At 59.4% G+C, this 22,972-nt stretch carries 14 protein-coding genes; 11 read left to right on the top strand and 3 right to left on the bottom strand.

The annotated features are described in order from the left end of the window. The first annotated feature begins 270 nt into the window (after positions 1-270). From M9920_01275 to M9920_01255, 5 genes are all read left to right on the top strand, one after another. The gene (locus M9920_01275; protein MCO5050921.1) at positions 271-1,740 is read left to right on the top strand and encodes a DUF1800 domain-containing protein; all 1,470 of its coding nucleotides are present in this window, start codon (positions 271-273) and stop codon (positions 1,738-1,740) included. 38 nt (positions 1,741-1,778) lie between these two features. Then, positions 1,779-3,110 carry a DUF1501 domain-containing protein gene (locus M9920_01270; GenBank protein ID MCO5050920.1) on the top strand — a complete coding sequence of 444 codons (1,332 nt, stop codon included), beginning with the start codon at positions 1,779-1,781 and terminating at the stop codon, positions 3,108-3,110. 198 nt (positions 3,111-3,308) lie between these two features. Further along, complete coding sequence (locus M9920_01265; GenBank protein MCO5050919.1) at positions 3,309-5,456, top strand: hypothetical protein; 2,148 nt, start codon at positions 3,309-3,311, stop codon at positions 5,454-5,456. A 3-nt stretch (positions 5,457-5,459) separates the two neighbouring features. Further along, on the top strand, positions 5,460-6,413 hold the full coding sequence (locus M9920_01260) for an ABC transporter ATP-binding protein (protein MCO5050918.1): 954 nt from the start codon (positions 5,460-5,462) through the stop codon (positions 6,411-6,413). Between the two features lie 66 nt (positions 6,414-6,479). After that, positions 6,480-8,051 carry an ABC transporter permease subunit gene (locus M9920_01255; protein MCO5050917.1) on the top strand — a complete coding sequence of 524 codons (1,572 nt, stop codon included), beginning with the start codon at positions 6,480-6,482 and terminating at the stop codon, positions 8,049-8,051. Between the two features lie 214 nt (positions 8,052-8,265). Here M9920_01255 and M9920_01250 read toward each other — a convergent pair whose 3' ends face one another. After that, positions 8,266-9,171 (bottom strand): aldo/keto reductase, encoded by a 906-nt coding sequence (locus tag M9920_01250; protein ID MCO5050916.1) that lies wholly within the window; start codon positions 9,169-9,171, stop codon positions 8,266-8,268. A 127-nt stretch (positions 9,172-9,298) separates the two neighbouring features. Between M9920_01250 and M9920_01245 the strand changes: the two genes are divergently transcribed. Then, complete coding sequence (locus M9920_01245) at positions 9,299-10,690, top strand: hypothetical protein (protein MCO5050915.1); 1,392 nt, start codon at positions 9,299-9,301, stop codon at positions 10,688-10,690. 355 nt (positions 10,691-11,045) lie between these two features. Here M9920_01245 and M9920_01240 read toward each other — a convergent pair whose 3' ends face one another. After that, entirely contained in the window at positions 11,046-11,450 is a 405-nt protein-coding gene (locus M9920_01240) for a hypothetical protein (protein ID MCO5050914.1), read from the bottom strand. A gap of 185 nt (positions 11,451-11,635) precedes the next feature. On the opposite strand from M9920_01240, the gene M9920_01235 reads away from it, so the two are divergent. Together M9920_01235 and moeB are read left to right on the top strand one after the other, a co-directional pair. Beyond that, the gene (locus tag M9920_01235) at positions 11,636-14,473 is read left to right on the top strand and encodes a hypothetical protein (GenBank protein MCO5050913.1); all 2,838 of its coding nucleotides are present in this window, start codon (positions 11,636-11,638) and stop codon (positions 14,471-14,473) included. Between the two features lie 204 nt (positions 14,474-14,677). Continuing rightward, positions 14,678-15,826, top strand: a complete 1,149-nt coding sequence (moeB, locus tag M9920_01230) for a molybdopterin-synthase adenylyltransferase MoeB (GenBank protein MCO5050912.1) — start codon at positions 14,678-14,680, stop codon at positions 15,824-15,826. A 379-nt stretch (positions 15,827-16,205) separates the two neighbouring features. Here the strand turns inward: moeB and M9920_01225 are convergent, their stop codons facing one another. Next, a complete protein-coding gene (locus tag M9920_01225) occupies positions 16,206-17,438 on the bottom strand; it encodes a DUF1343 domain-containing protein (GenBank protein ID MCO5050911.1) in 1,233 nt (410 codons plus the stop codon). A 160-nt stretch (positions 17,439-17,598) separates the two neighbouring features. On the opposite strand from M9920_01225, the gene galE reads away from it, so the two are divergent. The 3 genes from galE (at position 17,599) to M9920_01210 (ending at position 22,953) form a co-directional block, all read left to right on the top strand. After that, entirely contained in the window at positions 17,599-18,570 is a 972-nt protein-coding gene (galE, locus tag M9920_01220) for a UDP-glucose 4-epimerase GalE (GenBank protein ID MCO5050910.1), read from the top strand. A 90-nt stretch (positions 18,571-18,660) separates the two neighbouring features. Further along, positions 18,661-19,782 (top strand): efflux RND transporter periplasmic adaptor subunit, encoded by a 1,122-nt coding sequence (locus M9920_01215; protein MCO5050909.1) that lies wholly within the window; start codon positions 18,661-18,663, stop codon positions 19,780-19,782. Between the two features lie 21 nt (positions 19,783-19,803). Then, a complete protein-coding gene (locus M9920_01210) occupies positions 19,804-22,953 on the top strand; it encodes an efflux RND transporter permease subunit (protein ID MCO5050908.1) in 3,150 nt (1,049 codons plus the stop codon). Positions 22,954-22,972 lie beyond the last annotated feature (19 nt).

Raw genomic sequence — 22,972 nt, 5'->3', positions numbered from 1 at the left:
TGCTCCGCCCGAACCCGGCACGCCGGTTCTCGAAACGCGTTGAACGTCGCGTTCGAGTTGTGTGTCGAACCACCAGATTGAGCGCGCACCATCAAAATGATTGTGAGTTGAGGAAATTATTTCGGCGCTATGAGGTTGAATCATTGACTTTGCGGCGCGGACGGCGAACTTCCATTTGACGCGCCGGACTTTTGGGATTAAAACGCGAAATTATGAAACATTGCTTCCAACTGCGGAATCGCCCGCAATAACGCCAGTGCATCCAAACCCATGCTCAAACCACTGACCAGTGATCGTTGGAATTACACGACGGCCGCGCACTTGTTGAATCGCGCCGGCTTCGGTGGTCCACCGGACGAAATTCAACAGCTTGTTGCGCTTGGGCCGGAGGCGGCGGTCGCCCGGTTGGTGGATTATGAGAAAATTCCTGACGCGACGCCGGCGCCCGAGTGGGCGCGACCCGATCCCGAGCGGCGCAAAAAACTTCAGGCGCTCCGCAAGGCGGACGCGGAACAGCGGCGCCAGATGCAGCGCGAGGAACGCCAGGTTCAACGCGAGCAAATGACGGAACTGCGCCACTGGTGGTTGAGTCGCATGGCCCAAGGTCCCCGTCCGTTTCAAGAGAAGATGGTTTTGTTTTGGCATGGTCATTTTGCCACCAGCGTGGACAAGGTGCGTGAGCCGTATCTCATGTGGCGTCAGAACGAACTGTTTCGCCGTCTCGCCACCGACAACTGGCTGCGGCTGCTGGTCGAGATGGCGCAAGACCCGGCCATGCTCATCTGGTTGGATCAGGCCCAGAGTCGCAAGCAACATCCCAACGAGAATTTCGCCCGCGAAGTGATGGAATTGTTCACGCTGGGCGAAGGGCATTACACCGAGCAGGACATCACTGAAGCGGCGCGGGCGTTGACGGGGTGGAGTTACAATCGCGAGACGCAGAAATTTGTTGATCGTCCCGCCTTGCATGATGCGGGCGTCAAAACCGTGTTGGGTCGTACCGGGCCGTTGAACGGTCGCGACGTGTTGGCGCAGATCGTGGCGCAACCGCAGGCGGCGCGGTTCATTACGGCCAAACTCTGGAATTTCTTTGCGGGACAACCGGCTTCGTCCGGGTTGACCGAGGCGCTGGCCGCAAACTTCCGGCAGCAGGGCAACAACTTAAAACCATTCCTGCGCGTCCTGTTGCGCAGCGAGGAGTTTTATGATCCCGCCTTGATCCGTGCGCAGGTGAAAAGTCCGGTGCAATGGTTGGCGGGTACGATCCGCATGTTGGAATCCGCCTTGCCATCGCCGCAACTGAGTGGCGGATTGACGCGCGAACTAGGACAGGATTTGTTCGCGCCGCCGAACGTGAAGGGTTGGGATGGCGGATTGTCCTGGATCACCACGAACACGTTGCTGGCGCGTTACAACGAGGCCGCGTTACTGGTGCAAGGCACTTTGGCTCCGGTCAAAGGCGGAAAGCGCAATTCACCGCCGGCCGCGCGCAAACCGGCGAAACGCCTGCGTCCCGCCGCGCTTCAGATCGAGGTGGCGAAGATATTTTCGGAATCGGAACGACGCGATCAAACCGTGCTGATTGCCGCTTTGGAAAAGCGCTTGTTCCAAACGGAACTGAAATCCGGGCAGCGAGCCGCCTTGCGTGAGTATTTGGATTCGCAAGGCGCGTTGGACGAGGACGACATTCGCGGTGTCATCCGGCTGGCCATGAGCACTCCTGAGTATCAACTGACTTGAGCGACACGCGAACCGGTTGAATCGCATAAAATTTTGCCATGAAATTCGAACCCACTTTGAAAACGCGCCGTGAGTTTTTGCGCAGCACCGTCCTGGGCAGCGCGTTGTCCTGGACCGTGCCCTCGTTCCTTGCCAACACCTTTACGACGTTGCACGCCACCGCGGCGGATGCGGCCACGCAGATCACCACGGGCAAGGATGGGACGATCCTGGTCGTGTTGCAACTGGCGGGTGGCAACGACGGTTTGAACATGGTCGTGCCGTTTGCCGATGATCATTATCACCGGGCGCGACCCCGGCTGGCGGTGGCGGCGAAAGACGCGCTCCGCCTCAGCGACAGCGTGGGGTTGAATCCCGGCATGGCCGGCTTGAAGGAGTTGTTTGAAGCGGGACATCTGGGTGTGGTGCAGGGCGTGGGCTATCCAAATCCGAACCGCTCGCATTTTCGCTCGGCAGAAATCTGGCAGACCGCCAGCGACGCCAACCGGTTTGATAACACCGGTTGGTTGGGGCGTTATTTTGACAGTACGTGTGACGGTTGTGATCCGTCCGTGGCGATTGCCCTGACCTCGCAAATGCCCCAGGCGCTCGCCGCCAAACAGCCGCGCGGCGTTTGCTTCAACGATCCGGAGAATTATCGCTTCATCAAATCCGACCAGCTCCGGGCGGATGAGTCGGATACCAGCGAGGCCATTTATCGGAGGATGAATGAAGTCCGCGAGACGACCCCGGAAGCTTCCGGCGGAACGATTGACATGCTCAACGGTTCGGTGCAACCCGCCGGTTCGCCGCTGGATTTCATCGAGCGCGTGGCGCTGGATGCGCAGGTGAGTTCGGATGAAATTCGCGCCATCACCGGCAAGGCGCCAAACCAGACGGCCTATCCCGCTTCGCGTCTGGCCGACTCGCTGAAACTGGTGGCGCGGTTGATTGGCGGCGGCATGGCCACGAGAATTTACTACGTCTCGCAAGGCGGCTACGACACGCACACCAATCAGACCGGCACGCACGCGCGGTTGCTCACCGAATTGACCGGGGCGCTCCAGGCGTTCGTGGCCGACTTGAAGGCGCAGGGTAATTTCGAGCGCGTGTTGGTCATGACCTTCAGCGAGTTTGGCCGGCGCGTTTCGGAAAACGCCAGTGGCGGCACGGATCACGGCGCCGCCGCGCCCATGTTTGTGATCGGCAATCGCATCAAAGCCGGTTTGCTGGGGCGCTACCCGAGTCTGGCGCCCAAAGATTTGTTGAACGGCGATATTCAATACACCGTGGATTTCCGCTGCGTCTATGCGGCCGTGTTGGAGAACTGGCTCAAGACATCAAGCGTGCCGGTGCTGGGCCGCTCCTTCACTCCACTCGCCATTGTTTAATCAGCGCATCGGGGCGCGGACATTTTTACCCACGGCTTTTCTGTTTTACCTGACTCGCGCCGTACGAATCGGCGCCGGGTTCAGGCAGTTGAACCAATCGAGGACAATTTGCGCATTGCGTCGCGAGTTCCGGTCTGGGTAAATGTCGCCTTAATCCATTAATTGAAAGTGGGGACGATGGGGATGCGATTGAACCACATGCGCCAGCGAACGTTTTTTAGCCTGAGCCAACGAGTGAAGCAATTTCTGCTTGGGGGCGGATTGCTGGTACTGTTCATGGCGTTTGCCACCGCGGCGGTGCGACTCAACGCGCAAGTGGGTTACGGCGGCGTGGTACGGGAGGCAACTTGGTTTCCGATTCAGTGTGAGTTGAGCAACGACGGTCCGCCCCTTTCCGGTTTCATCGAAGTTGCGCCCATGGGGATGGGACGCGGCGCCGTGCAACGCGTGCCGATCGAGCTGCCCACCGGCACGTTGAAACGGGTGGCGGTGCCCGTTTTTGCGGCGGCGCGTTATCAGACCAGTTGGGAGGTCCGATTGGTGGACGCGCGCGGGCGCACGCTCGAAACGTCACTTGACGCTTCCGCGCGGCAGGCCATCGGTTCCACCACTCTGCTGACCGTTTCGCTTTCCCGCACGGCTGCCGGCGCAATCAGTTTGCGCCCCATTAAACGCAAACAACCCGATGTGCAACCGCAAGCCGCACGCTGGTTGCCCGCCATGTTCCCCAGCAATCCGCTGTTGCTGGATGGTGTGGATGCGATTTATCTCAATTCCACCATCGCCACCAGCCTGCGCTCGGATCAGGCGGACGCGTTGCTGGCCTGGACGCGTGCGGGTGGACATCTGATCGTTGCCATCGAGCAGGTCAACGACATTACCGGCACGGCCTGGTTGCAGGCGGTGCTGCCGTTTGTGCCGCAGGAAATTGTCGGCGTGACGGCACATCCGGAATTGCAAACCTGGTTGGAACGCAACAACGCGGCGTCGGCGGTAGCTGCCGCAGGTGGCGTGCGCGCCAGCCCCAATCCTCCGGCCCGGATGTTTGCGGATTTGCAACGGGACGAAACCTTTGAACGGACCGAAATCCGCGTCGCGCGCGGCGCGTTGCGAGACGGGCGGGTCGAGGTGTCCAGTGGCGGTTTGCCGTTACTGATTTCGGCGCCGCGCGATTTTGGGCGCGTCTCGGTGTTGACGTTCAGTCCCGAACTGGAGCCGTTCAAGTCATGGTCGAATCTGGCCACGTTTTGGACGCAACTCGTGGGAGTGCCCGCCGCGCTTTATACCTCCTCGGATTATTACTCGGGCGTGACCACGTCGGTGGACGGAGTTTTTGGCGGTCTGATTGACAGCCGGCAGATTCACAAGTTGCCCGTGGGTTGGTTGCTGGTGTTGCTGGTGGTGTACCTCGCGGTGATTGGACCGTTTGATCGCTGGTGGTTGCGGAAGATCAAACGTCCCATGCTGACGTGGATCACGTTTCCAGCTTATGTGGTGCTGTTTTCGTTGCTGATCTACGGCCTCGGCTATTGGTTGCGCGCGGGCGAATCCGAATACAACGAACTGCATGTGGTGGATGTCTGCGCGCACGGTGCGCGCGCGGAATTGCGCGGGCGCACCTACGCCAGCATCTATGCGCCGGTCAACCGCAATTACGGGCTGCGCAGCGAATTGCCGTTCGCCACCCTGCGCACCGAGTTCACGACCGGGCGCGGCGGGGAAAGCTCCGAGTCCGGGCAGGTGATTCAAACCGGTGATAATTTCGAGGCGACGATGTTCGTGCCCGTGTGGACGAGCCAGCTTTTTTTGAGCGATTGGTGGTCGGCGCTGGCGCCGCCGCTGGTGGCCACTTTGGAGAACGACACCGTTACGGTCAGAAATATTTCGGGCCAACCCATGTCCGATGCGTATCTGGCTTGGAACGGAAAAGTGTTCAGCCTGGGGCAACTGCCCACGGGCGAGGCCCGGACCGTTTGGTTGGAAAATCCCGCCGTGGTCAACGAGACGCTCGAGATGTTTGTGCGTCGCGACCTGGGATCATTTCTCACGGCGGCGCGACAACGCCAGCGTGCTTTTGGCAGCACCGGTAGCGGCCAGATCAGCGATCCGGCGCGTGCCGCGACTGTCGTGTCTTTGTTGGGCAGCATGAGCGGCGGGCAAAAAGAAACGCAATTTACCGTTCCGCGCGGGCTGAGTGTGGGCGCTTCCCTGGCCGCGGGTGAAGCCGTGCTTTTTGCTTTTGCGCCCAATAGCGCGCCGGTGCCGCCCTTGATCACGTCCCACGTCAGACGCACCAGCGTGGACACCTTGTGGCGCGTGCCGGTGACCATCAACGAAGGAAAATAATTTATGACTACTCCAGCCGCTCCGCCCATCGCCATTCAAACGCGTGATTTAACCCGACGCTACGGAATGATGCTGGCGTTGGATCAACTGAATCTCACCGTGAACCAGGGAGACTTGTTTGGGTTCATCGGCTCCAATGGCGCGGGAAAAACCACGACGTTGCGGATTCTCTCCACCTTCCTCACGCCCAGCTCCGGCACGGCGGAAGTGCTCGGGCACGACATCGTGAAGGGCGCGGATACGGTGCGCCGGCTCATCGGCTACATGCCGGACTTTTTCGGCGTGTACAAGGACATGGAGGTGGAGGAATACCTGGATTTCTTCGGCGCGTGTTATCGCATCCCCACCGCGCAGCGCGCCAAAGTCATTGACGACGTTTTGGAACTGGTCGGGTTGACGGAGAAGAAGGGATCGGTCATCGGCGCGCTGAGCCGCGGCATGCAACAACGCCTGGGCCTGGCGCGCGTGCTGGTACATGATCCGCAGCTCCTGTTGCTCGATGAACCGGCGAGCGGATTGGACCCGCGCGCGCGGATCGAGATGATGGAAATTCTGCGTGAGCTGCGGCGGCTCGGCAAAACCATCATCATCAGCTCGCACATCCTGAGCGAGTTGGAAACCATCTGCAATCGCGTCTGCATCATCGAGAAGGGCAAATTGATTTACACCGGCCCGGTTCAGGGCGTGCGCGAACAGATGTCCGCGGGCGTGGTACTCTGGGTGCGGGTCGGCGGCGATGCGGCGCAAGCCATTCAGTTGCTGCAGGCGCGACCCGAAGTGGCGGAAGTGACGCTGGTCGAGCAGCGCCTCAAGGTCACGTTGACCGGCGCGGATGTGGATCAAAGTCTCATCGCCGAAACCCTGGTGCGCGGCGGGGCGAAGTTGCTGGAACTGCGCGAGGACGAAATGTCTCTGGAAGAAGTGTTCCTCCGGGTCACGCGCGGAGAAACGCAATGAGCGTTTGCTGATTCAGGCGGCGTCCGGCGGCAGCGGGTTGGATCGGTGTAATTCTTCAATGGCGGCATGAGTGTTTGGTCCTTGATGACGCGCGAGCTGCGGGAACACGCCCGGCGGCCGTTCACTTATTGGACCCGGGTGCTGGTGGCGGGCGCGCTGCCTTTGGGCTGCTTTTGGCTGGTTGCCGATTTGCTGACCCGGCCCGGCATGGGCGGCGAGTTGTTTCGGCGGATTCATTTCGCCTTGTATTGCGCCGTCTGGGTGCTCGTGCCCATTGCCGCCAGCGACTGTTTGAGTCGGGAACGCCGCGAAGGCACGCTGGCGTTGCTGTTTCTCACGCCGCTGAAACCCGTGGCGCTGGTGTTGGCGAAAGTCGGCGCGCACGCGGTGCAGTTGATGGCCGCGTTGCTGGCGGTGGCGCCGGTGTTGATGATTCCGATTTTGCTGGGCGGGACCAACTGGCTGTTGGTTGCCTGGACGGTTTTGGTGCTGGCCAACGTGGCGGGCTGGAGCCTGGGGCTCACCGTCGTGGCCTCGTCGGTGTCGCGAGGCAGTAATCGCGCGCTCACGCTGGCGGTGGTTTTGGAAAGCGCCGGCTTCGTGTTGTTCCCCTGGATGGTTGGCGCGCTTCTCGGCATCAATTCGCTCTCGACCTGGCAGCAGGGTTATTCGCAAGCGAGCTACGATTTCTTCACCGGATTTTCATTGTTGGCCACGCCGGGCGACGATTTCGTCCGGGCCACGCCATTGTTATTCAAGCCAACGCAGGTCATCTACGTCGCCAGCACCATGACGGTGATTTCCACGGCGGTCTTTATTTTCTCGTTGCTCTTCGCGGGCAACCGTCTGCGCCGGAATTGGCGGGACACTCCCGCCTCGCGCGTGACGCAGAAAATGGAGCAGACATTTTGTCGGCCCATCGTCGGTACGAAGTTGTTGCGACGTTGGATGCGGCGGTTGTTGGAACGCAATCCACTCGGCTGGTTGGAACGACGTCAGTGGAGCGGCCGCCTGGTGATCTGGACCTGGCTGGCTGTTGTCGGCTCGGTCTATGGCTTCATGCTGAATAACCTCCAATTCTTCCGCCGGGTGGCTTTTGTGGATCAAATCCTGGCTGGGCTGTTGCTCTTCAGTCTGGCGACGGTGGCCGCCGGCAGTTTCCGGCGCGAACGCGAAACCGGTGTGTTGGAGTTGCTGCTGGTTTCGCCGCTGCGAGTGCGCCAGATCATCAATGGCCGGTTGCTCGGCATCTGGGGGCAGTTCCTTCCCGCCATTGGTTTGTTGCTGGGCATCTGGCTTTATCTTGGCAGTGACTGGCAGGGGCAAACCAGCCCGGCCCCCGTGGGCATGGGATCACTCATCGTGCTGTATGCGGTTCTGCCGGTGGCGGGGCTGTATTTCTCGTTGCAATGCCGGAGCTATCTGCTGGCGCTGCTGCTGACCTTGAGCAGCGTGCTGTTGTTGCCGGACCTGCTGGTTGGACTGCTCACATTGCTTACCTATGCCCATCAGCTCGATACGGTCACCGAGCGCCAGCTGGTTACGCTCATTCAAATTGGCGTGGCGGGCGAGCTGTATCGGAGTCTGCATCGAAAACTGGAACACCGCCAATTCCCCATCCTCCGCAACGCCAGATAACTTGGACGTGACCGGTTCGCTATAGCGGTTTAATTAGGGTTGTAGCTGCCGAAGCAGAACAGGCATAAACCAATGCAAGCTGAGTCCGAATGGAGTATGTCCGCGAGGTTTTGGACTGCGGCGCTTCGGGGCGACGCGGCATTTCCCGACGGAGACAAGGGCAGGGGAAGGGCGCCAGCCGACGCTTGGGTCTGGTGTTGTTGGAATGGGCGGTTCAACTGGGGCGTTCCACGACTTTAATCCGCGCCGCCAAATCATCCACTTCAGCGATGGATTCGCAGCCCACATTCAGCACGTCCACGCAACCCAGGCGCAACGAAAACTTAATGGATTCACTGCGTCGTTCGGGATCATCGCGCAACCGGCCTTCGCCGATGATCTTCATGCCGACCACCCCTTTTCCGGCGGCGTGAATCTTTTGGAGCACCGGCACCACTTTCTCCGTCGGCCCATCCATGCTCATGCCGTACGGATTGATGCGCGTATGCACCGAGTCCACCCACGGCTCGTTGATGCAGGCCTCGAGTGAGGCGAGCGAGTGACAGGAAACGCCCAGCGCGCGGACTTTGCCCTGCTCCTTGAGTTTGGCGAGAATGTCCATTTGCCGACGCAGTTCTTCCGGCCATTTTCCCGAGGTCACGCAGTGCAACAGGAGCAGATCAATGTAATCCGTTCGCAGCTCCTTCAGGAAGCGTTCCACGCAAACGTCCGCGTCCGGTCGCTCCTTTTCCGGCAGACCGCCGGAGCTGAACCAAATTTTGGTGATCAAATTCATTTTGTCGCGCTGCACTCCTTGCAGCGCCGGAATCACGTAGGGATGCGTGCCGTACAGGTCGGCCAGATCAAACGTGTTCACGCCGCGATCATTGGCTTCGCGAATCAAAGTCTCAAATTTCTCCTTACCCATCCGGGTTTGATTGGATTCCCGGTTGCCGCCGCGCATGCCCGTGCCGAGCACCACCCGCGAGAAGCGTAGTTTAGTTTTGCCGATGGCCACCGATTCATAGGGCGCAAACAATTTGGGCGGTGCGGGCGAATCGGCCAGTAACGAGGGCGCGAGCACGCTGCCCGCCAATCCCAGTGCAGTTCGACCCAGGAATTCGCGACGACGGAGTTTCATGGCGCAACTTTAACGGGATGCCTCTTGGAGCGCAACAGGGATTGCCATTTTTTGTCATTTTGCCAAAGATGCGGGGCACGGACTGGTTGCGGCAGGTTATTTTGAAACCGTAAGGATAGGCGGTGCAGTGAAAGCTCTACAGACCAAATCGAAAGGGGCAGAGCCGGCGTCGAATCAGCCACGCTCCGCGCGGCAATTTCCGTGGACGAAGGATGAGGACGCGTTGCTCGGCAGGTTGACCGACCGGGAAGTGGCGGAGAAATTGAATCGCACGCTCGGCGCCGTCCGGGATCAGCGCAAATTCCTCGGTAAAACGGCGGTCGGCCACGCGCCGCAACCGCTCCGTATGGAACGCGAGCCGCGTGATCGTTACGCCCGGTTGTTCGCTACCAAATCCAATCTGGAACTGCGGGCTATTCTCGGCTGGAGTTACAAACGGATTTACACGCGTCGCCGCCAGTTGGCCGGCGGCCAGGTCCGGAAGCAACGGCCGGAATGGACGCTGGAGGAGGATCGGCTGCTCGGAACGAAGCCGGACCAGGTATTGGCACGGAAGTTTGGCCGCTCGGTCAAGTCGGTGCGGGCGCGCCGGGGCCATAAACGCATTCGTGTGAAAAAGGACTGGCGTCCGGAAGACGACAAGGTGTTGGGCACCCGCGTGGACCATGAGGTCGCGTTGCTGTTGGGGCGCAGCCCGGGCAATGTGGGGTGGCGTCGCAAGCGGTTGGGCATTCCGCCGAAGGCCAAGGCGCGGCCGTGGACGCCGGAGGAAGAAGCCTTGCTGGGTTCGATGCCGGACGGCGAGTTGGCACGGAAGTTTGGTCGCACGGTCGCCGCGGTCGAAGGTCGCCGCATTCAACTTGGCCGCGCTAAACCGGATGCCGCGTTCAAAGTCATCAAGATCAGGGTCTCGGGTGACTCCCGGACCCCGCCCGCGAATCCGGTGAACGCCAAATCGGGCGCGGCGTATTGCACCTGGACCGCGGAGGAAGACGCGTTGCTTGGCCAGCTCACTGATGAAGCCGTTGCGCGCAAGCTTGGTTATTCCGTGAAGCGAGTGCGTCGCCGCCGTTGGCGCCTCGGTCTTTGGAATCCCAATCCCCGCCATCGGCACTGGACGAAATCGGAAATCGCGTTGCTCGGTACCGCGCCGGATCGGGAGATTGCGGCGTTGGTGAACCGTTCTTTGGAGAACGTGCGTTGCAAACGTCTGGCCTTGGGCATTCCCTTCCACAATACGCATTATGAAATTTGGAAACCTGATGAGTTGGCGTTGTTGGGGAAACTGCCGGACTCGGAGGTCGCGCAGCGGACGGGACATTCTTTGAAGAGCGTCCGCCAGGCGCGGACGAAGCGGCGCATTCCAAGTGTACAAAAGGCCGCGCCGAATTGGCGACCGGAAGAAGACGCGCTGCTGGGAACCGCGCCTGACGCGGAGATTGCGAGACGTTTGCAACGGACGCTGGCGGCAGTAAAGTTCCGCCGTTCCAAGAAGGGCATCCCGGCCAGCCGTGGTTGATGCGCTGCATAAATAACTCAAAACCCGGCTGCGTATCTCCGTCTGTGGCGGTCGTCGTTCGCGCCCTCGCGGACGACCTCCAGTCCCCATCCTGTCATCTTGTCAATGGACTACTCGCTTTATCCATGCGCTTGCGCCATCGCCGTTGTACCGGTCCATGTCGTCTCCAACTGATCAGGGACACGGTGGAACGCGTCTCTTCCAGGGAAATAGAACCGCGAAATACACGAAATACGCGAACGGGAATTATCGCAGTGCCCGGCCAGCTCCGCGCCGCTGAGGGATACGCTTCGCCCAATTCTCATCCGCGATATGATCTCCGCGCTCAATTGAGCGCGGCCCCGTTGAAGCCGTGTTACGCTGAAGGGGTGGGAACGTGTCGCACGAGCAGTGGTATATTGGTGCGCACCTGGCCATCGTAAATCACGTCCATCGAGTACACCCCGGGCGCGTCGAATTTCAGTTGCTGAATGGTGAGGATGAAGTTGCGGGTGCCGAAATGCAGATCGTCCGGCAGCGAAACTTCCACGGGAAAATCCAGGGGGGGCATGATGGAACGTCCGTCGGCGTCCACGAAGTTCAGGCGTAATTGGTGGCTGCCTTCATCCGCGCTGGAAAAGGTGATGCGCAACGCCACGGCGCATTGGGGGTGGATGGCCGGTAGCTCGCGGGCGTAGATCGTGTCGAACGCGCCGAGCAGACTGAGCTTTTCGTTGTCGTTGGTGGCGGCATCGCACAGCACGGCTACTTGGATGTTCATGCGGGAGCGAGATTAACCAACGCTCCGATTGAAAGACACCTGAATTTTTTCAGATCGTCCCCATTTATTCATCAGAATCATTTTGGCAGGGAGATGGATTTTTATTTACTCAACCAAACGGAACTGCTAGAAGCAGGTCGGATCGTTCAAACGAAAACCGGTTCAACAATTCAACCAATCGCCTTATGAAGACTACATTACTGTTCTCGCGCATCACGCGCTCGCTGGCGGGAGCGGCGGCTGCGACCGCACTGCTGAGCACGGCGGTGGCGCAAACGCCGCTGGAAGTTTACGATGCCGCCATTGCGGCGGATTCACTGAGTGCTACCGAGCCGCTATATCCGATTGCCATGCTCACGGAACCGGTCGTGCTCACCGGGACCGGAGGTAGCCCCTTTTATTTTGGCTACAACTCGGGCAGCGCCACGATCGAGTTCATTCTGAAAGGCAACGCGGCCGCTGGCGTGAGTTCTTATCTGGCCGTGGGTGAAACTCCGGTCAGCCGCCTGGTGTTCGAGTCGTATCCCGACACGGAACAACTGGGCTTCACTCAGGGCGGTGTGGCGGATTACCTCTTTACGCCCGCGGTGCCGTCGCCGGCGGAAGATACCCACATAGCTTACGTGTGGAATGTTGACACCTTGACGATGAAAATCTTCGTCAACGGGAAGCTGGCCGGTACCAAGACGGGCGTCAGCGCCGCTTTCGCCATGCCCTCCGGCCAAGGTTGGTTGGGTGGCAGCGGGGCGACGAGTGCGGAAGCCATGACTGGAACGATTTATCGGGTGACGGCTTATGACGGCATCGTGTCGGATGGCGCGATTCGCCGCCACTCGAGTGCGTTCGGAGCGCACGTGCGCCCGGCGCTTGCCGCATACGACGCGCTCATTACGAGCGACACCACCGCCACTCCCACGGCGCGCATGAATTCGACCGTGATTCTGAATGGGGGTATGGGAACAGCTTTTGATTTCGGAGATAACCCCGCCAATGCGACTCTGGAGTTCATTCTGGAAGGCGATCCCGCCGCCAACAACAGTTCCTGGTTGGCCGTCGGTGAGAACCAACTTTCCAGCTTGCGTTTCGAGCTATGGAATGACACCGGACAAATGGGCTTTACCCAAACGGCCGTGGCTGATTACGCCTTCACGCCGGGGGCAAACTCACCCAGTTTGCCAACCCATGTGACTTACACCTGGGATGCCACGAGCCACACCATGAAAATATATGTCAATGGCGTTTGGGTTGGCACGAAGACCGGCGTTGATGCGAATTTTGCCATGCCGCATGGCGCCGGCACCTTGGGCAGCCGCTATGACGGAGCGGAACCAATGTACGGCGCGGTGTACCGGGTCACGGCGTATAATACGTTGTTGAATGATGAAACCATTCTGACTCACGCCAAGAGCTTCGCCGATTTACTGGCCCCGCCAATCATCGACTCGTTCACGGCAACGCCCGCAGTGGCCGCCCCCAACCAACCCGTTACGCTCAGTTGGCAGGTGCAGAATGCCACGCGAGTGACGGTGAATGGCGTTGATTATACCGGCCTGGAGCAAGTCAGTGTTTCAGCGGCCAACTCGACGCTCTACCGGTTGGAAGCTGAAAATGCGTTGGGTAGTGTGTACACCGAGTTGACCTTGCGGGTGCAACCGGATCTCACCGCCTATGATGCGGCCATTACCGCCGATGGTGGCAATGGTCTCGAACCGATCGCGAAACTGACCAGTCTGGTTGCGGCCAGCGGCACCGGCACGCCGTTTAATTTCGGCGCGAACACCGGGTCCGGGACCATGGAATTCATCCTGGAAGGCGATCCTAATCCACGCGCCGGCACCGCGATTGCGAGTGACCTGAGCGGGGAGCCTCTGGTGTTTCGCCATAGTCTGCGCTATTCGCAATGGGACGCGGTCTGGCAGCTTGGTTTTACCAAACGCGCCGTGGCTGATTACAAGTTTAGTCCGTTGGTCACCTCGCCCAACTGGCCGACGCACGTCACTTATGTTTGGGATGCCGCTGCGACCACGATGAAAGTTTATATCAATGGCACCTTTGCCGGTGAAACCACGGAGGTGGACCCGGGCTTTGCGTTGCCGACCGGCGACGGCTTGTTGGGGGATCAAGGAATGGTCGGTACCATTTTCCGGGTCACCGTTTACGACAGCATCCTGACCGATGAAAAAATCCGGGAGCACGGCCAGGCCTTCCTCGCGGCGGCGCAACCGGCCCTGAACGCGTACGACGAAGCCATTGAAACCAGCGCTCAGGACGGATTGGCCGCTTCCGCCCGCCTGCTGGCACCGCTTATTCTCACCGGGGACAGCGGGGTGAATTTTTGGTTCGGTGGCAGTGCGGGAGACGCCACGATGGAGTTTATTCTGGAGGGTGATCCCGCGGCGCAAGCCGGCTCGACGTTGGCTTACGGAGAGAATAATCCATACAGCCGCTTGATGTATCAACTCTCTCCGGCCACGGGGCAGCTCGGTTTCTCCGTAAGTGGAGTTGAAGATTACTCGTTCACTCCGGCGGTGGCTTCACCTACCACGTCCACGCATGTGGCCTACGTCTGGGACTCGACCACGACGACGGTGAAGGCCTATGTTAATGGGGTTTTGGCGGGTACCAAAACCGACGTTTACAGTGGTTTCACCCTGCCTAATGAGGTCGGGGTTCTGGGCAACAGCGCTTTGTTCGGCGAACCAATGGTGGGGACCATTCATCGCATCACGGTTTACGACAGCATTGTTCCGGACGCGGTGCTGCAGAATCACGGCCTGGCATTTGCCGTGCAACCTCCGACCATCGCCTTGACGGTGAGCGGCACCACGGCCACGGTTGTTTTGAGCCAGGGCACTCCCGGTTTGCACTATCGGGTGGAGTATCGCGATGGCCTGACTGCTGGAGACATCTGGCAGGTGTTGCAGGATATCCCCGCGTTGAGCGGCACTGCGGTCAGCATTTCTGATCCCACTTTGATCAACACGCGCTCCTACCGTTACTATCGGGCGGTTTGGGTGCGTTAAATCGAAGCTACAGGATTTGCGTCAACGCCTCCCGGCTTTGCTTGGCTGGGAGGCGTTTTTCATTTGCACGCAGCCGCGACGGATTCACGACTCGCATTGGTTGGTGACACTCAACCAAATAAGCTCACGGCGCGACTTGATTTCTCCGCGCACTCTCCTAGGCTGATAAGCCCGAATCTCATTCGATTCGCCCCGTGTTGATTTATGAGCTTGAACAATGACGAAATCCGCCGTTATTCGCGGCATCTGATCCTGCCCGAAGTCGGTTTGGCCGGACAAAAGAAAATCAAAGCCGCCAGCGTGTTGTGCGTGGGCGCCGGTGGACTGGGGTCGCCCATCGCCATGTATCTCGCCGCTGCCGGCATCGGCAAGCTGGGCATCGTGGATTTCGACACGGTGGATTACTCGAATCTACAGCGCCAGATTCTGCACGCCGACGCCGACGTGGGGCGTTCCAAAGCGAAGTCCGCCAAGGAAACCATTCAGGCGCTGAATCCCAACACCGAAGTCATGCTGCACGAAACCACCATCAGTTCGAGCAACGCGATGGAAATCATCGCGCCCTACGACATCGTGGTGGACGGCACGGACAATTTCCCGACGCGTTACCTCACCAACGACGCCTGTGTGTTGCTCAAGAAACCGAATGTTTATGGCTCGATCTTCCGCTTCGAAGGCCAGGCCAGCGTGTTCGCGCCGCATCTGGGCGGGCCGTGCTATCGCTGTTTGTATCCCGAACCGCCGCCGCCCGGCATGGTGCCGAGTTGCGCGGAAGGCGGGGTGCTCGGCGTGTTGCCGGGCATCATCGGCTGCATTCAAACCACCGAAATTTTCAAACTGATCCTCGGCAAGGGCAATTCGCTCATCGGCCGGTTGCTGCTGTTCAACGCGCTCGACATGAAGTTCCGCGAGCTTAAGCTGCGGCGCGATCCGCAATGCCCGCTGTGCGGCGAGCACCCCACCGTGACCGAATTAATTGATTATCACCAATTTTGCGGATTGCCCTCGGTGCCCGCCGCTCCCGGCGTCAATCCCGACGAGGTGACGGTGCAGGAGATGAAGCGGGCGTTGGACGATCCCAAGTTGAACATCCAGGTGCTCGATATTCGCGAGGAATTCGAAACGGAAATCGTCAAGGTGGACAGCCTGCCGCTCCTGCCGTACAGCCAGTTGCGGCAACGTTTCACCGAACTGGATCCGAATCAGCAATACTATTTGATTTGCAAAATTGGCAATCGCTCGCTGGCGGCGGTGGATTTCCTGCGCCAACAAGGCTTCAAATATGTGAAAAGCGTCAAAGGCGGCCTCGACGTCTGGAGCGAAGAGATTGATCCCAAATTGCCGCGGTACTAAGCCGGAACGATCCGATTGGAGTTGGGGTGGAACGGGCCACTGGCCCGTTCGGACGGGCTACCAGCCCGATCGCCGAACGCCAAGCGTGCGAACCCAATGGGGTGCGATCTCCGTGCGCTCGACTGGGCGGCAAGTTGCCGCCCAGAACGGCCAAGTTGGCCGTTCCACCTGGACCAACTGCATCGTTCCGGCTAAGGCTTGAGGAGATTTGGCGCGGTCTGCTTGCTGCCGGTTTGGGCGGGATGCATCATCGGGCGGCGTTGGAGAAAGCCCACGCGTATATCGCGCTTCACGCTGATGGGCTTGGGCCTTTTGTTTATTCTGCCCTTACTGATTGTCGGCGCGGGGATTTTGTGGCGCGGCCCTGACTTAACGCGCTTTAATACAGCAAGAACGGCTTCCGTTCCTGACGGAATTTTTCCTCACCAGCTTTCCAAGTTGCTACGATCTCGGCGGCTGACCTTCCGCGTTGGAGCGCCAGCCGTGAAGCATCCGTGCCATTCACCTTGTCGAACATCGCGAAACTCTTGCCGGCCTTGAGCGCCTCGGCGAACAGGTCGCGTCCGGCCACGGTCTTCAACGCTTCGAGCGCGTAAAAATTGATGGGCGTAAGCGGCGCCCGGGCGGGATCGGTGAAGTAAAGTTGCACGCCGCCAACCATCTGGTCTTTGAACGCGGCGTAATAGGGTTTGAACGTGACGGGTTTGAAATACACGCCCGGAAGTTGGTAATGGTTCAGCGCTTCGGCCAGGGCGTGCGGGTTCACTCCGGGGGCGGCGATGCACTGGAAGGGCAGAGTGTAACCGACCCCGATGTTCACCCCGCCGATCTCGCCCAACATGCCGGTGGCGACTTGATACAACGGCGAGGCGCCGTGCGGAATGTGCGGGGATGCCGGCACCCACGGCAGTCCGGTATCGGCCCAGACCATGGCGCGTTTCCAGCCGCGCATCGGAATGACGGTGAGTTGGCATTGATTGGTGATCCAACCCTTGGCGTTGATCATTTGCGCCAGTTCACCGCAAGTCAGACCATAGACGTACGGCACATCCCATTGGCTGACGAAAGAGCGCTGATTTTCCTGTTCGAGCCGCGGGCCTTCGACGCGCAGGCCGCCGAGTGGATTGGGCCGGTCCAGCACCACGAATTCGACGCCGGCGGCACCGCAGGCTTCCATCGCCAACCCCATCGTGCTGATGAAGGTGTAGGAGCGGCAGCCGGTGTCTTGCAGATCATAGACCAAAACGTCGAGTCCCCGGAGCATTTCGGGCGTGGGTTTGCGGGTTTTGTCGTAGAGCGAATAAACCGGCAGACCGGTGCGCTCATCCGTGCGGCTGGTGACTTTGTCGCCGGCGGGAATATCGCCGTAAATGCCGTGTTCGGGACCGAACAACGCGACGAGATTCACGTCCGGGGCGCGGCGCAAAATCTCGATGGTGCTTTCCAACTTCCGATTGACGCCGGAAGGGTTGGTGATCAATCCGACGCGCTTGCCTGCTAACGGACGAAAGCCCCGCTGCGCCAACATTTCATTGCCGAGTTTCACTTCGGCGTTGGCGTAGAGCAGGCCGAGGGTCAACAAGCCAAGAGCGAGGCTGAATTTTCGTTGCATAAGCTTCAGGGTGATGATCATCGCGCGCCGATTTTGACGCGCCGACGTTACCGGGTTGGTGCTTGGGAATGAAGTCGGAACGCAGACATGTTCGTGTGGAAATGGCGCGGATGCGATTTCCGAATTGAGCCGGGCGGAGGTTCATCAGTATGGTGTTCGCATGAATGTGTTGGTGACCGGTGGCGCGGGTTACATTGGCTCGGTTTGTGTCGAAAGTCTGCTGGACGCGGGTCATGCCGTGACCGTTTTCGACAATCTCTCCGAAGGACACCGCTCGGCGGTGGACGCGCGCGCCACGTTTGTCCGGGGCTGCCTCAGCGATGCGGCATTGATCGCCAAAACCGTCGCGGATTCCGGGGCGGAAGCGGTTTTACATTTCGCGGCCAATGCGCTGGTGGGCGAATCCATGCAGAATCCCTCCAAGTATTTTCGTAACAACGTCGCGAATGGATTGAACCTGCTGGACGCGGCGGTCGCGTCGCGGGTGAAGAAATTTGTCTTCAGTTCCACCTGCGCCACCTACGGTCCGCCGGATCGCGTGCCAATGGCGGAGGATTTGCCGCAACGCCCGATCAATCCCTACGGCGAGTCCAAACTGATGTTCGAGAAGATGCTGCAATGGTACCAACGGCTGCATGGCTTGGAATTCATCGCGTTTCGCTATTTCAACGCGGCGGGCGCGAGCGCAAAGTTTGGTGAGCATCACCGCATCGAAACGCACCTGATTCCCAACGTGCTCAAAGTGGCGCTGGGCCAGGCGCCGCAGTGCGAGATTTACGGCACGGATTATCCGACGCCGGATGGCACGTGCATCCGGGATTACATTCACATTGCGGATTTGGCGCAGGCGCATATTCTGGGACTGGCTCCGGGGAAAACCGGTTTTTACAATCTCGGCAACGGCGACGGTTATTCGGTGCGGGAAGTCGTCCAGATGTGCGAGCAAGTGACCGGAAAAAAAATTCCGGCGGTGGAAAAACCGCGGCGTCCGGGCGATCCGCCCAAGTTGGTGGCCGCCGCCGACAAAGCCGGGGCGGAGTTGGGATGGAAACCCCGGTATCCGACGCTGGAAGATATTGTGGCCACCGCTTGGGCGTGGCATAAAAAATATCCAACGGGCTATCCCGACTGAGCCAAGCGCAGCCCGGCCACCAGATTAGGGTCCGTTCCGGCCTGAGTCACCCGATCGGATCCGGCCAGCCAGTCCCTTATTACCAAAAGTATGATCAAGAAAATTCTCGCCGCACTGTTGTTGGTCGCTTTGATCGTCGGCGGTCTGGCGATCATCAAGGTGTTGCAAATCCAGACGCTCATCGCCTTTGGCAAATCCTATCAGCCGCCGGCGGAAGTGGTCTCCACGGCGGCCGTCAAGACGGATCAATGGCGCGACACGCTTTCGGCGGTCGGCTCCATTACCGCGGTGCAAGGCGTACATTTGACGGCGGAAATTCCCGGCACCGTGGCGGAGATCAAGTTTGAATCCGGCGCAATCGTGAGTCAGGGCGACCTGCTGGTGCAACTGGACACCACGACGGAAGCGGCGCAACTACGCGCCTTGGAAGCGCAGGTGGAATGGGCGCAAACCAATCTGGCACGCTACCGGAATTTGCGCGCGGAGGATACCGTTTCGCAAGCCGAGTTTGATCAGGCGGAAACCGATTTGAAATTGAAGCAGGCCAATGCCGACGCGTTGCGGGCGACCATTGCCAAGAAGGTGATTCGCGCGCCATTCGCCGGCAAGCTGGGCATCCGGCAGATCAATCTTGGCGAATACGTGGACGTGGGGAAGCCGATCGTCTCACTGCAATCGCTCGCACCGGTGTATGCCGATTTTTCGTTGCCGCAACAGGAATTAGCGCGTCTGACCACTGGATTGCCGGTGCGCGTTACGACCGATACGTATCCGGACCAGGAATTTGCCGGCACGTTGACGGCCATCAATCCCGATCTGGATGCCGTCACCCGCAGTGTAAGATTACAGGCCACCTGCGCCAATGAGCGGGAACGGTTACGCCCCGGCATGTTTGCGCGGGTGCAAATCCTCCTGCCGAACGAACGCCAGGCTTTATTCATCCCCGTGACCGCCGTGTTGAGCGCGCCGTATGGTGATTCGGTGTACGTGGTCGAATCGAACACCAACAACGCCGGCGGGCTGGTGGTGCGTCAGCGGTTTGTCCAACTTGGCGCCGCGCAAGGTGATTTCGTAATCGTGCTCAACGGTCTGCAACCCGAGGAACGCGTGGTGACTTCCGGCGTTTTCAAACTGCGCAACGGCATGGTGGTGGAGGAGAACAACGATCTGGCGCCCGCGCCCAAGTCGCACCCCGATCCCGCCGATAGTTAAACTCCGCCGCGACTTATTCGCATGAGGTCTTTTACCGACATTTTCATCCGCCGACCGGTGCTCGCGGTCGTGGTCAACCTGCTGATCCTGATCGCCGGTTTACAAGCCATCAAGACGCTGAACGTCCGGCAATATCCAAAGAGCGAGAACGCCACCGTCACGGTCACGACCGTTTACGTTGGCGCGAGCGCGGAATTGGTGCGCGGGTTTATTACGCAGCCGTTGGAACGCGCCATCGCCGCCGCCGATGGCATCGAGTATCTGCAATCCATCAGCAAACTGGGATTGTCCACCATCACGGCGCGCTTGAAGTTGAATTACGACGCCACCAAGGCGCTCGCGGAAATCAGCTCCAAGGTGGATCAAGTGCGCAAGGACCTGCCGCCCGAGGCCGAAGTGCCCATCATCAATATCGAATCGGCGGACACGCAATTCGCTTCGGCTTACTTGAGCTTCACCTCGGAAATTTTGGCGGCTAATCAGGTCACTGATTATCTGGTGCGCCAGGTGCAGCCGCGGCTTGCCGCGCTCGAAGGGATCCAGCGCGCCGACATATTGGGCGGACGCACCTTTGCCATGCGCATCTGGTTGAAAGCGGAGCGACTGGCGGCTTATGGCATCAATCCGGATGAAGTGCGCCAGGCGCTCGCGGTGAACAATTTTCTTTCCGCCGTGGGTCACACCAAAGGCGCGCTGATTCAGGTGAACCTGACCGCCAACACGGATTTGCGCAGCGTGCGCGAATTCGAAAATCTCGTGTTGCGCCAATCCGGCGACACGTTGGTGCGGTTGCGGGACGTGGCCGACGTGGTCTTGGGCGCGGAAGATTATGATTCCGCCGTGCGCTTCAGCGGCGAGCACGCGGTGTTCATGGGCATCTGGGTTCTGCCGAACGCCAACTCGCTCGACGTGATCAAGCGGGTACATGCGGAAATGGACGCCATCACGCAGGAGCTGCCGGCGGGGTTGACCGGGCATTTTGCCTACGACGCCACCGAGTACATCCACGACGCCATTTATGAAGTGATCCACACGTTGACGGAAACTTTGATCATCGTGGCGGTGGTGATCTTTCTGTTCCTGGGGTCCTTCCGTTCGGTGCTGATTCCGTTGGTGGCCATCCCCATCTCGCTGATTGGCGCGGTGTTTTTGATGCAGTTGTTTGGTTTCACACTGAACCTGCTCACGCTGCTGGCGATTGTGTTGTCGGTGGGGTTGGTGGTGGACGACGCGATTGTCATTGTGGAAAACGTGGAGCGCCATGTGCGCGAAGGCAAAGCGCCGGTGGAAGCGGCGTTGCTGGGCGCGCGGGAATTGGTCGGGCCGGTGATCGCCATGACGATTGTGCTGGTGGCGGTTTATGCGCCCATCGCTTTTCAAGGAGGGTTGACCGGTTCGCTGTTCCAGGAATTTGCGCTGACGCTGGCCGGGGCGGTTTTTATTTCCGGCATTGTGGCGCTGACGCTTTCCCCCGTAATGTCCGCCAGGCTGCTGCGCGGCGGCGGACGCGAGGAGGAAGGGTTGACGGGACGGATCAATCACGGCTTTGACTGGCTGCGCCGCAAGTACGCCCGGGTGTTGAATCTGACCCTGAACGCGCGTCCGGCGGTTTACGTGATTTGGATCGCTCTGTCGCTGGCCACCATTCCCATGTTGATGCTTTCGCCCAAGGAACTCGCGCCCGCCGAGGACCAGGGAGTCACGCTCGGCATCGTCGAAGGACCGGCCGATTCGGCCATTGATCAAACGGCGTTCTACACGGACGCCGTGAATCGCGAGTTTTTCAAGATTCCGGAAGCCGACCGCAGTTTTCAAATCACGCTGCCCGACAACGGCGTGAGCGGTCTGGTCTTGAAACCGTGGAGCGCCCGTCAACGCACGGTGTTCGAACTCATACCCGAGGTGCAGTCGCGCGTGAACCAGGTGACCGGAATCCGGACGATGATGGTAACGCCTCCGGCCCTGCCGGGGGGCGGCGATTTTCCGGTGGAAGTGTTGATTTGTTCGACGGCTGAACCGGAAACCATACTACAGTTTGTGGAACAACTGCAAAGTCAGGCGGCCACCAATGGTATGTTTGCCTTTCCCCCCATCATTGATACGAAGGTGGATCAGCCGGAGGTGGAACTGGTGATTGATCACGACAAGGTGGCGGCGCTCGGGCTGGACCAGCGAACGGTCAGCGCGGATTTGGCGGCGTTGATGGGCGGGAATTTCGTCAACCGTTTCAATCTGGCGGGTCGCGCGTACAAGGTGATTCCACAATTAAAACGGGGCGACCGGCTGAATCCCGATCAGTTGGAAAACTATTACGTCAAGGGACCGGGCGACCGCTTGGTGCCGATCAACACCTTTGCGCGATTGGAAAAGAAGGCGACGCCGCGTTCATTGAATCGGTTTCAACAACTTAACGCGGTGAAAATTTCCGCCGTGCCGATTCGCCCGCTGGATGAGGCGCTCAAGTTTTTTGAAACGGAGGCCGCACGGATTTTACCGCAGGGTTATACGCTGGATTATACCGGTGAATCCCGCCAACTGCGCACCGAAGGCAATAAATTCCTGCCGGCGTTCGCGCTGGCGGTGGTGCTGATTTTTCTGGTCCTGGCCGCGCAATTCAACAGCTTCCGCGACCCGCTCATCATCATCCTGGGTTCGGTGCCGCTGGCCATGTTTGGTGCTTTGATTTTCTGCTTCCTCAAATTTCCCAATCCCAATTTGAGTTTCTGGACGGATGGTTGGACCACCACGTTTAACATTTACGCGCAAGTCGGTTTGGTGACGCTGGTGGGGCTGGTTTCCAAGAACGGCATTTTGATCGTGGAATTCGCCAACGAGTTGCAACGACAGGGAAAAACCAAAATGGAGGCCGTGCAGGAGGCGGCTTTGACGCGATTGCGCCCGGTGTTGATGACCAGCATCGCCACGGTGTGCGGTCATTTTCCCCTCACGCTGGTGACGGGCGCAGGCGCCGCCGCGCGGAATTCAATTGGCCTGATCATTGTCGCCGGCATGGCGTTGGGCACGATTTTTACATTGCTGGTAATTCCCGCCATCTACGTGTTGATTGCCAAAGAACATGGCTCCGAGCGCGTCCGAACCTCGGCTTCGGATGCGCCTCAGTCAGAATTCACTGTCGCCGCCGCTCCGGTCACCTTGGCCAACGCCGAATGATCGCCTGATGGTTTGGGAT

The organism is Verrucomicrobiia bacterium (assembly GCA_023953615.1).
Classification (GTDB): domain Bacteria; phylum Verrucomicrobiota; class Verrucomicrobiia; order Limisphaerales; family JADLHS01; genus JADLHS01.
This window is presented reverse-complemented; position numbering and strand designations above follow the sequence as displayed.

What these genes read in the sequence shown, in the direction of transcription:
- M9920_01275 (MCO5050921.1), top strand. Translation starts at nt 271, where the DNA reads ATGCTCAAACCACTGACCAGTGATCGTTGGAATTACACGACGGCCGCG.
- M9920_01270 (MCO5050920.1), top strand. Translation starts at nt 1,779, where the DNA reads ATGAAATTCGAACCCACTTTGAAAACGCGCCGTGAGTTTTTGCGCAGC.
- M9920_01265 (MCO5050919.1), top strand. Translation starts at nt 3,309, where the DNA reads ATGCGCCAGCGAACGTTTTTTAGCCTGAGCCAACGAGTGAAGCAATTT.
- M9920_01260 (MCO5050918.1), top strand. Translation starts at nt 5,460, where the DNA reads ATGACTACTCCAGCCGCTCCGCCCATCGCCATTCAAACGCGTGATTTA.
- M9920_01255 (MCO5050917.1), top strand. Translation starts at nt 6,480, where the DNA reads ATGAGTGTTTGGTCCTTGATGACGCGCGAGCTGCGGGAACACGCCCGG.
- M9920_01250 (MCO5050916.1), bottom strand. Translation starts at nt 9,171, where the DNA reads ATGAAACTCCGTCGTCGCGAATTCCTGGGTCGAACTGCACTGGGATTG.
- M9920_01240 (MCO5050914.1), bottom strand. Translation starts at nt 11,450, where the DNA reads ATGAACATCCAAGTAGCCGTGCTGTGCGATGCCGCCACCAACGACAAC.
- M9920_01235 (MCO5050913.1), top strand. Translation starts at nt 11,636, where the DNA reads ATGAAGACTACATTACTGTTCTCGCGCATCACGCGCTCGCTGGCGGGA.
- moeB (MCO5050912.1), top strand. Translation starts at nt 14,678, where the DNA reads ATGAGCTTGAACAATGACGAAATCCGCCGTTATTCGCGGCATCTGATC.
- M9920_01225 (MCO5050911.1), bottom strand. Translation starts at nt 17,438, where the DNA reads ATGCAACGAAAATTCAGCCTCGCTCTTGGCTTGTTGACCCTCGGCCTG.
- galE (MCO5050910.1), top strand. Translation starts at nt 17,599, where the DNA reads ATGAATGTGTTGGTGACCGGTGGCGCGGGTTACATTGGCTCGGTTTGT.
- M9920_01215 (MCO5050909.1), top strand. Translation starts at nt 18,661, where the DNA reads ATGATCAAGAAAATTCTCGCCGCACTGTTGTTGGTCGCTTTGATCGTC.
- M9920_01210 (MCO5050908.1), top strand. Translation starts at nt 19,804, where the DNA reads ATGAGGTCTTTTACCGACATTTTCATCCGCCGACCGGTGCTCGCGGTC.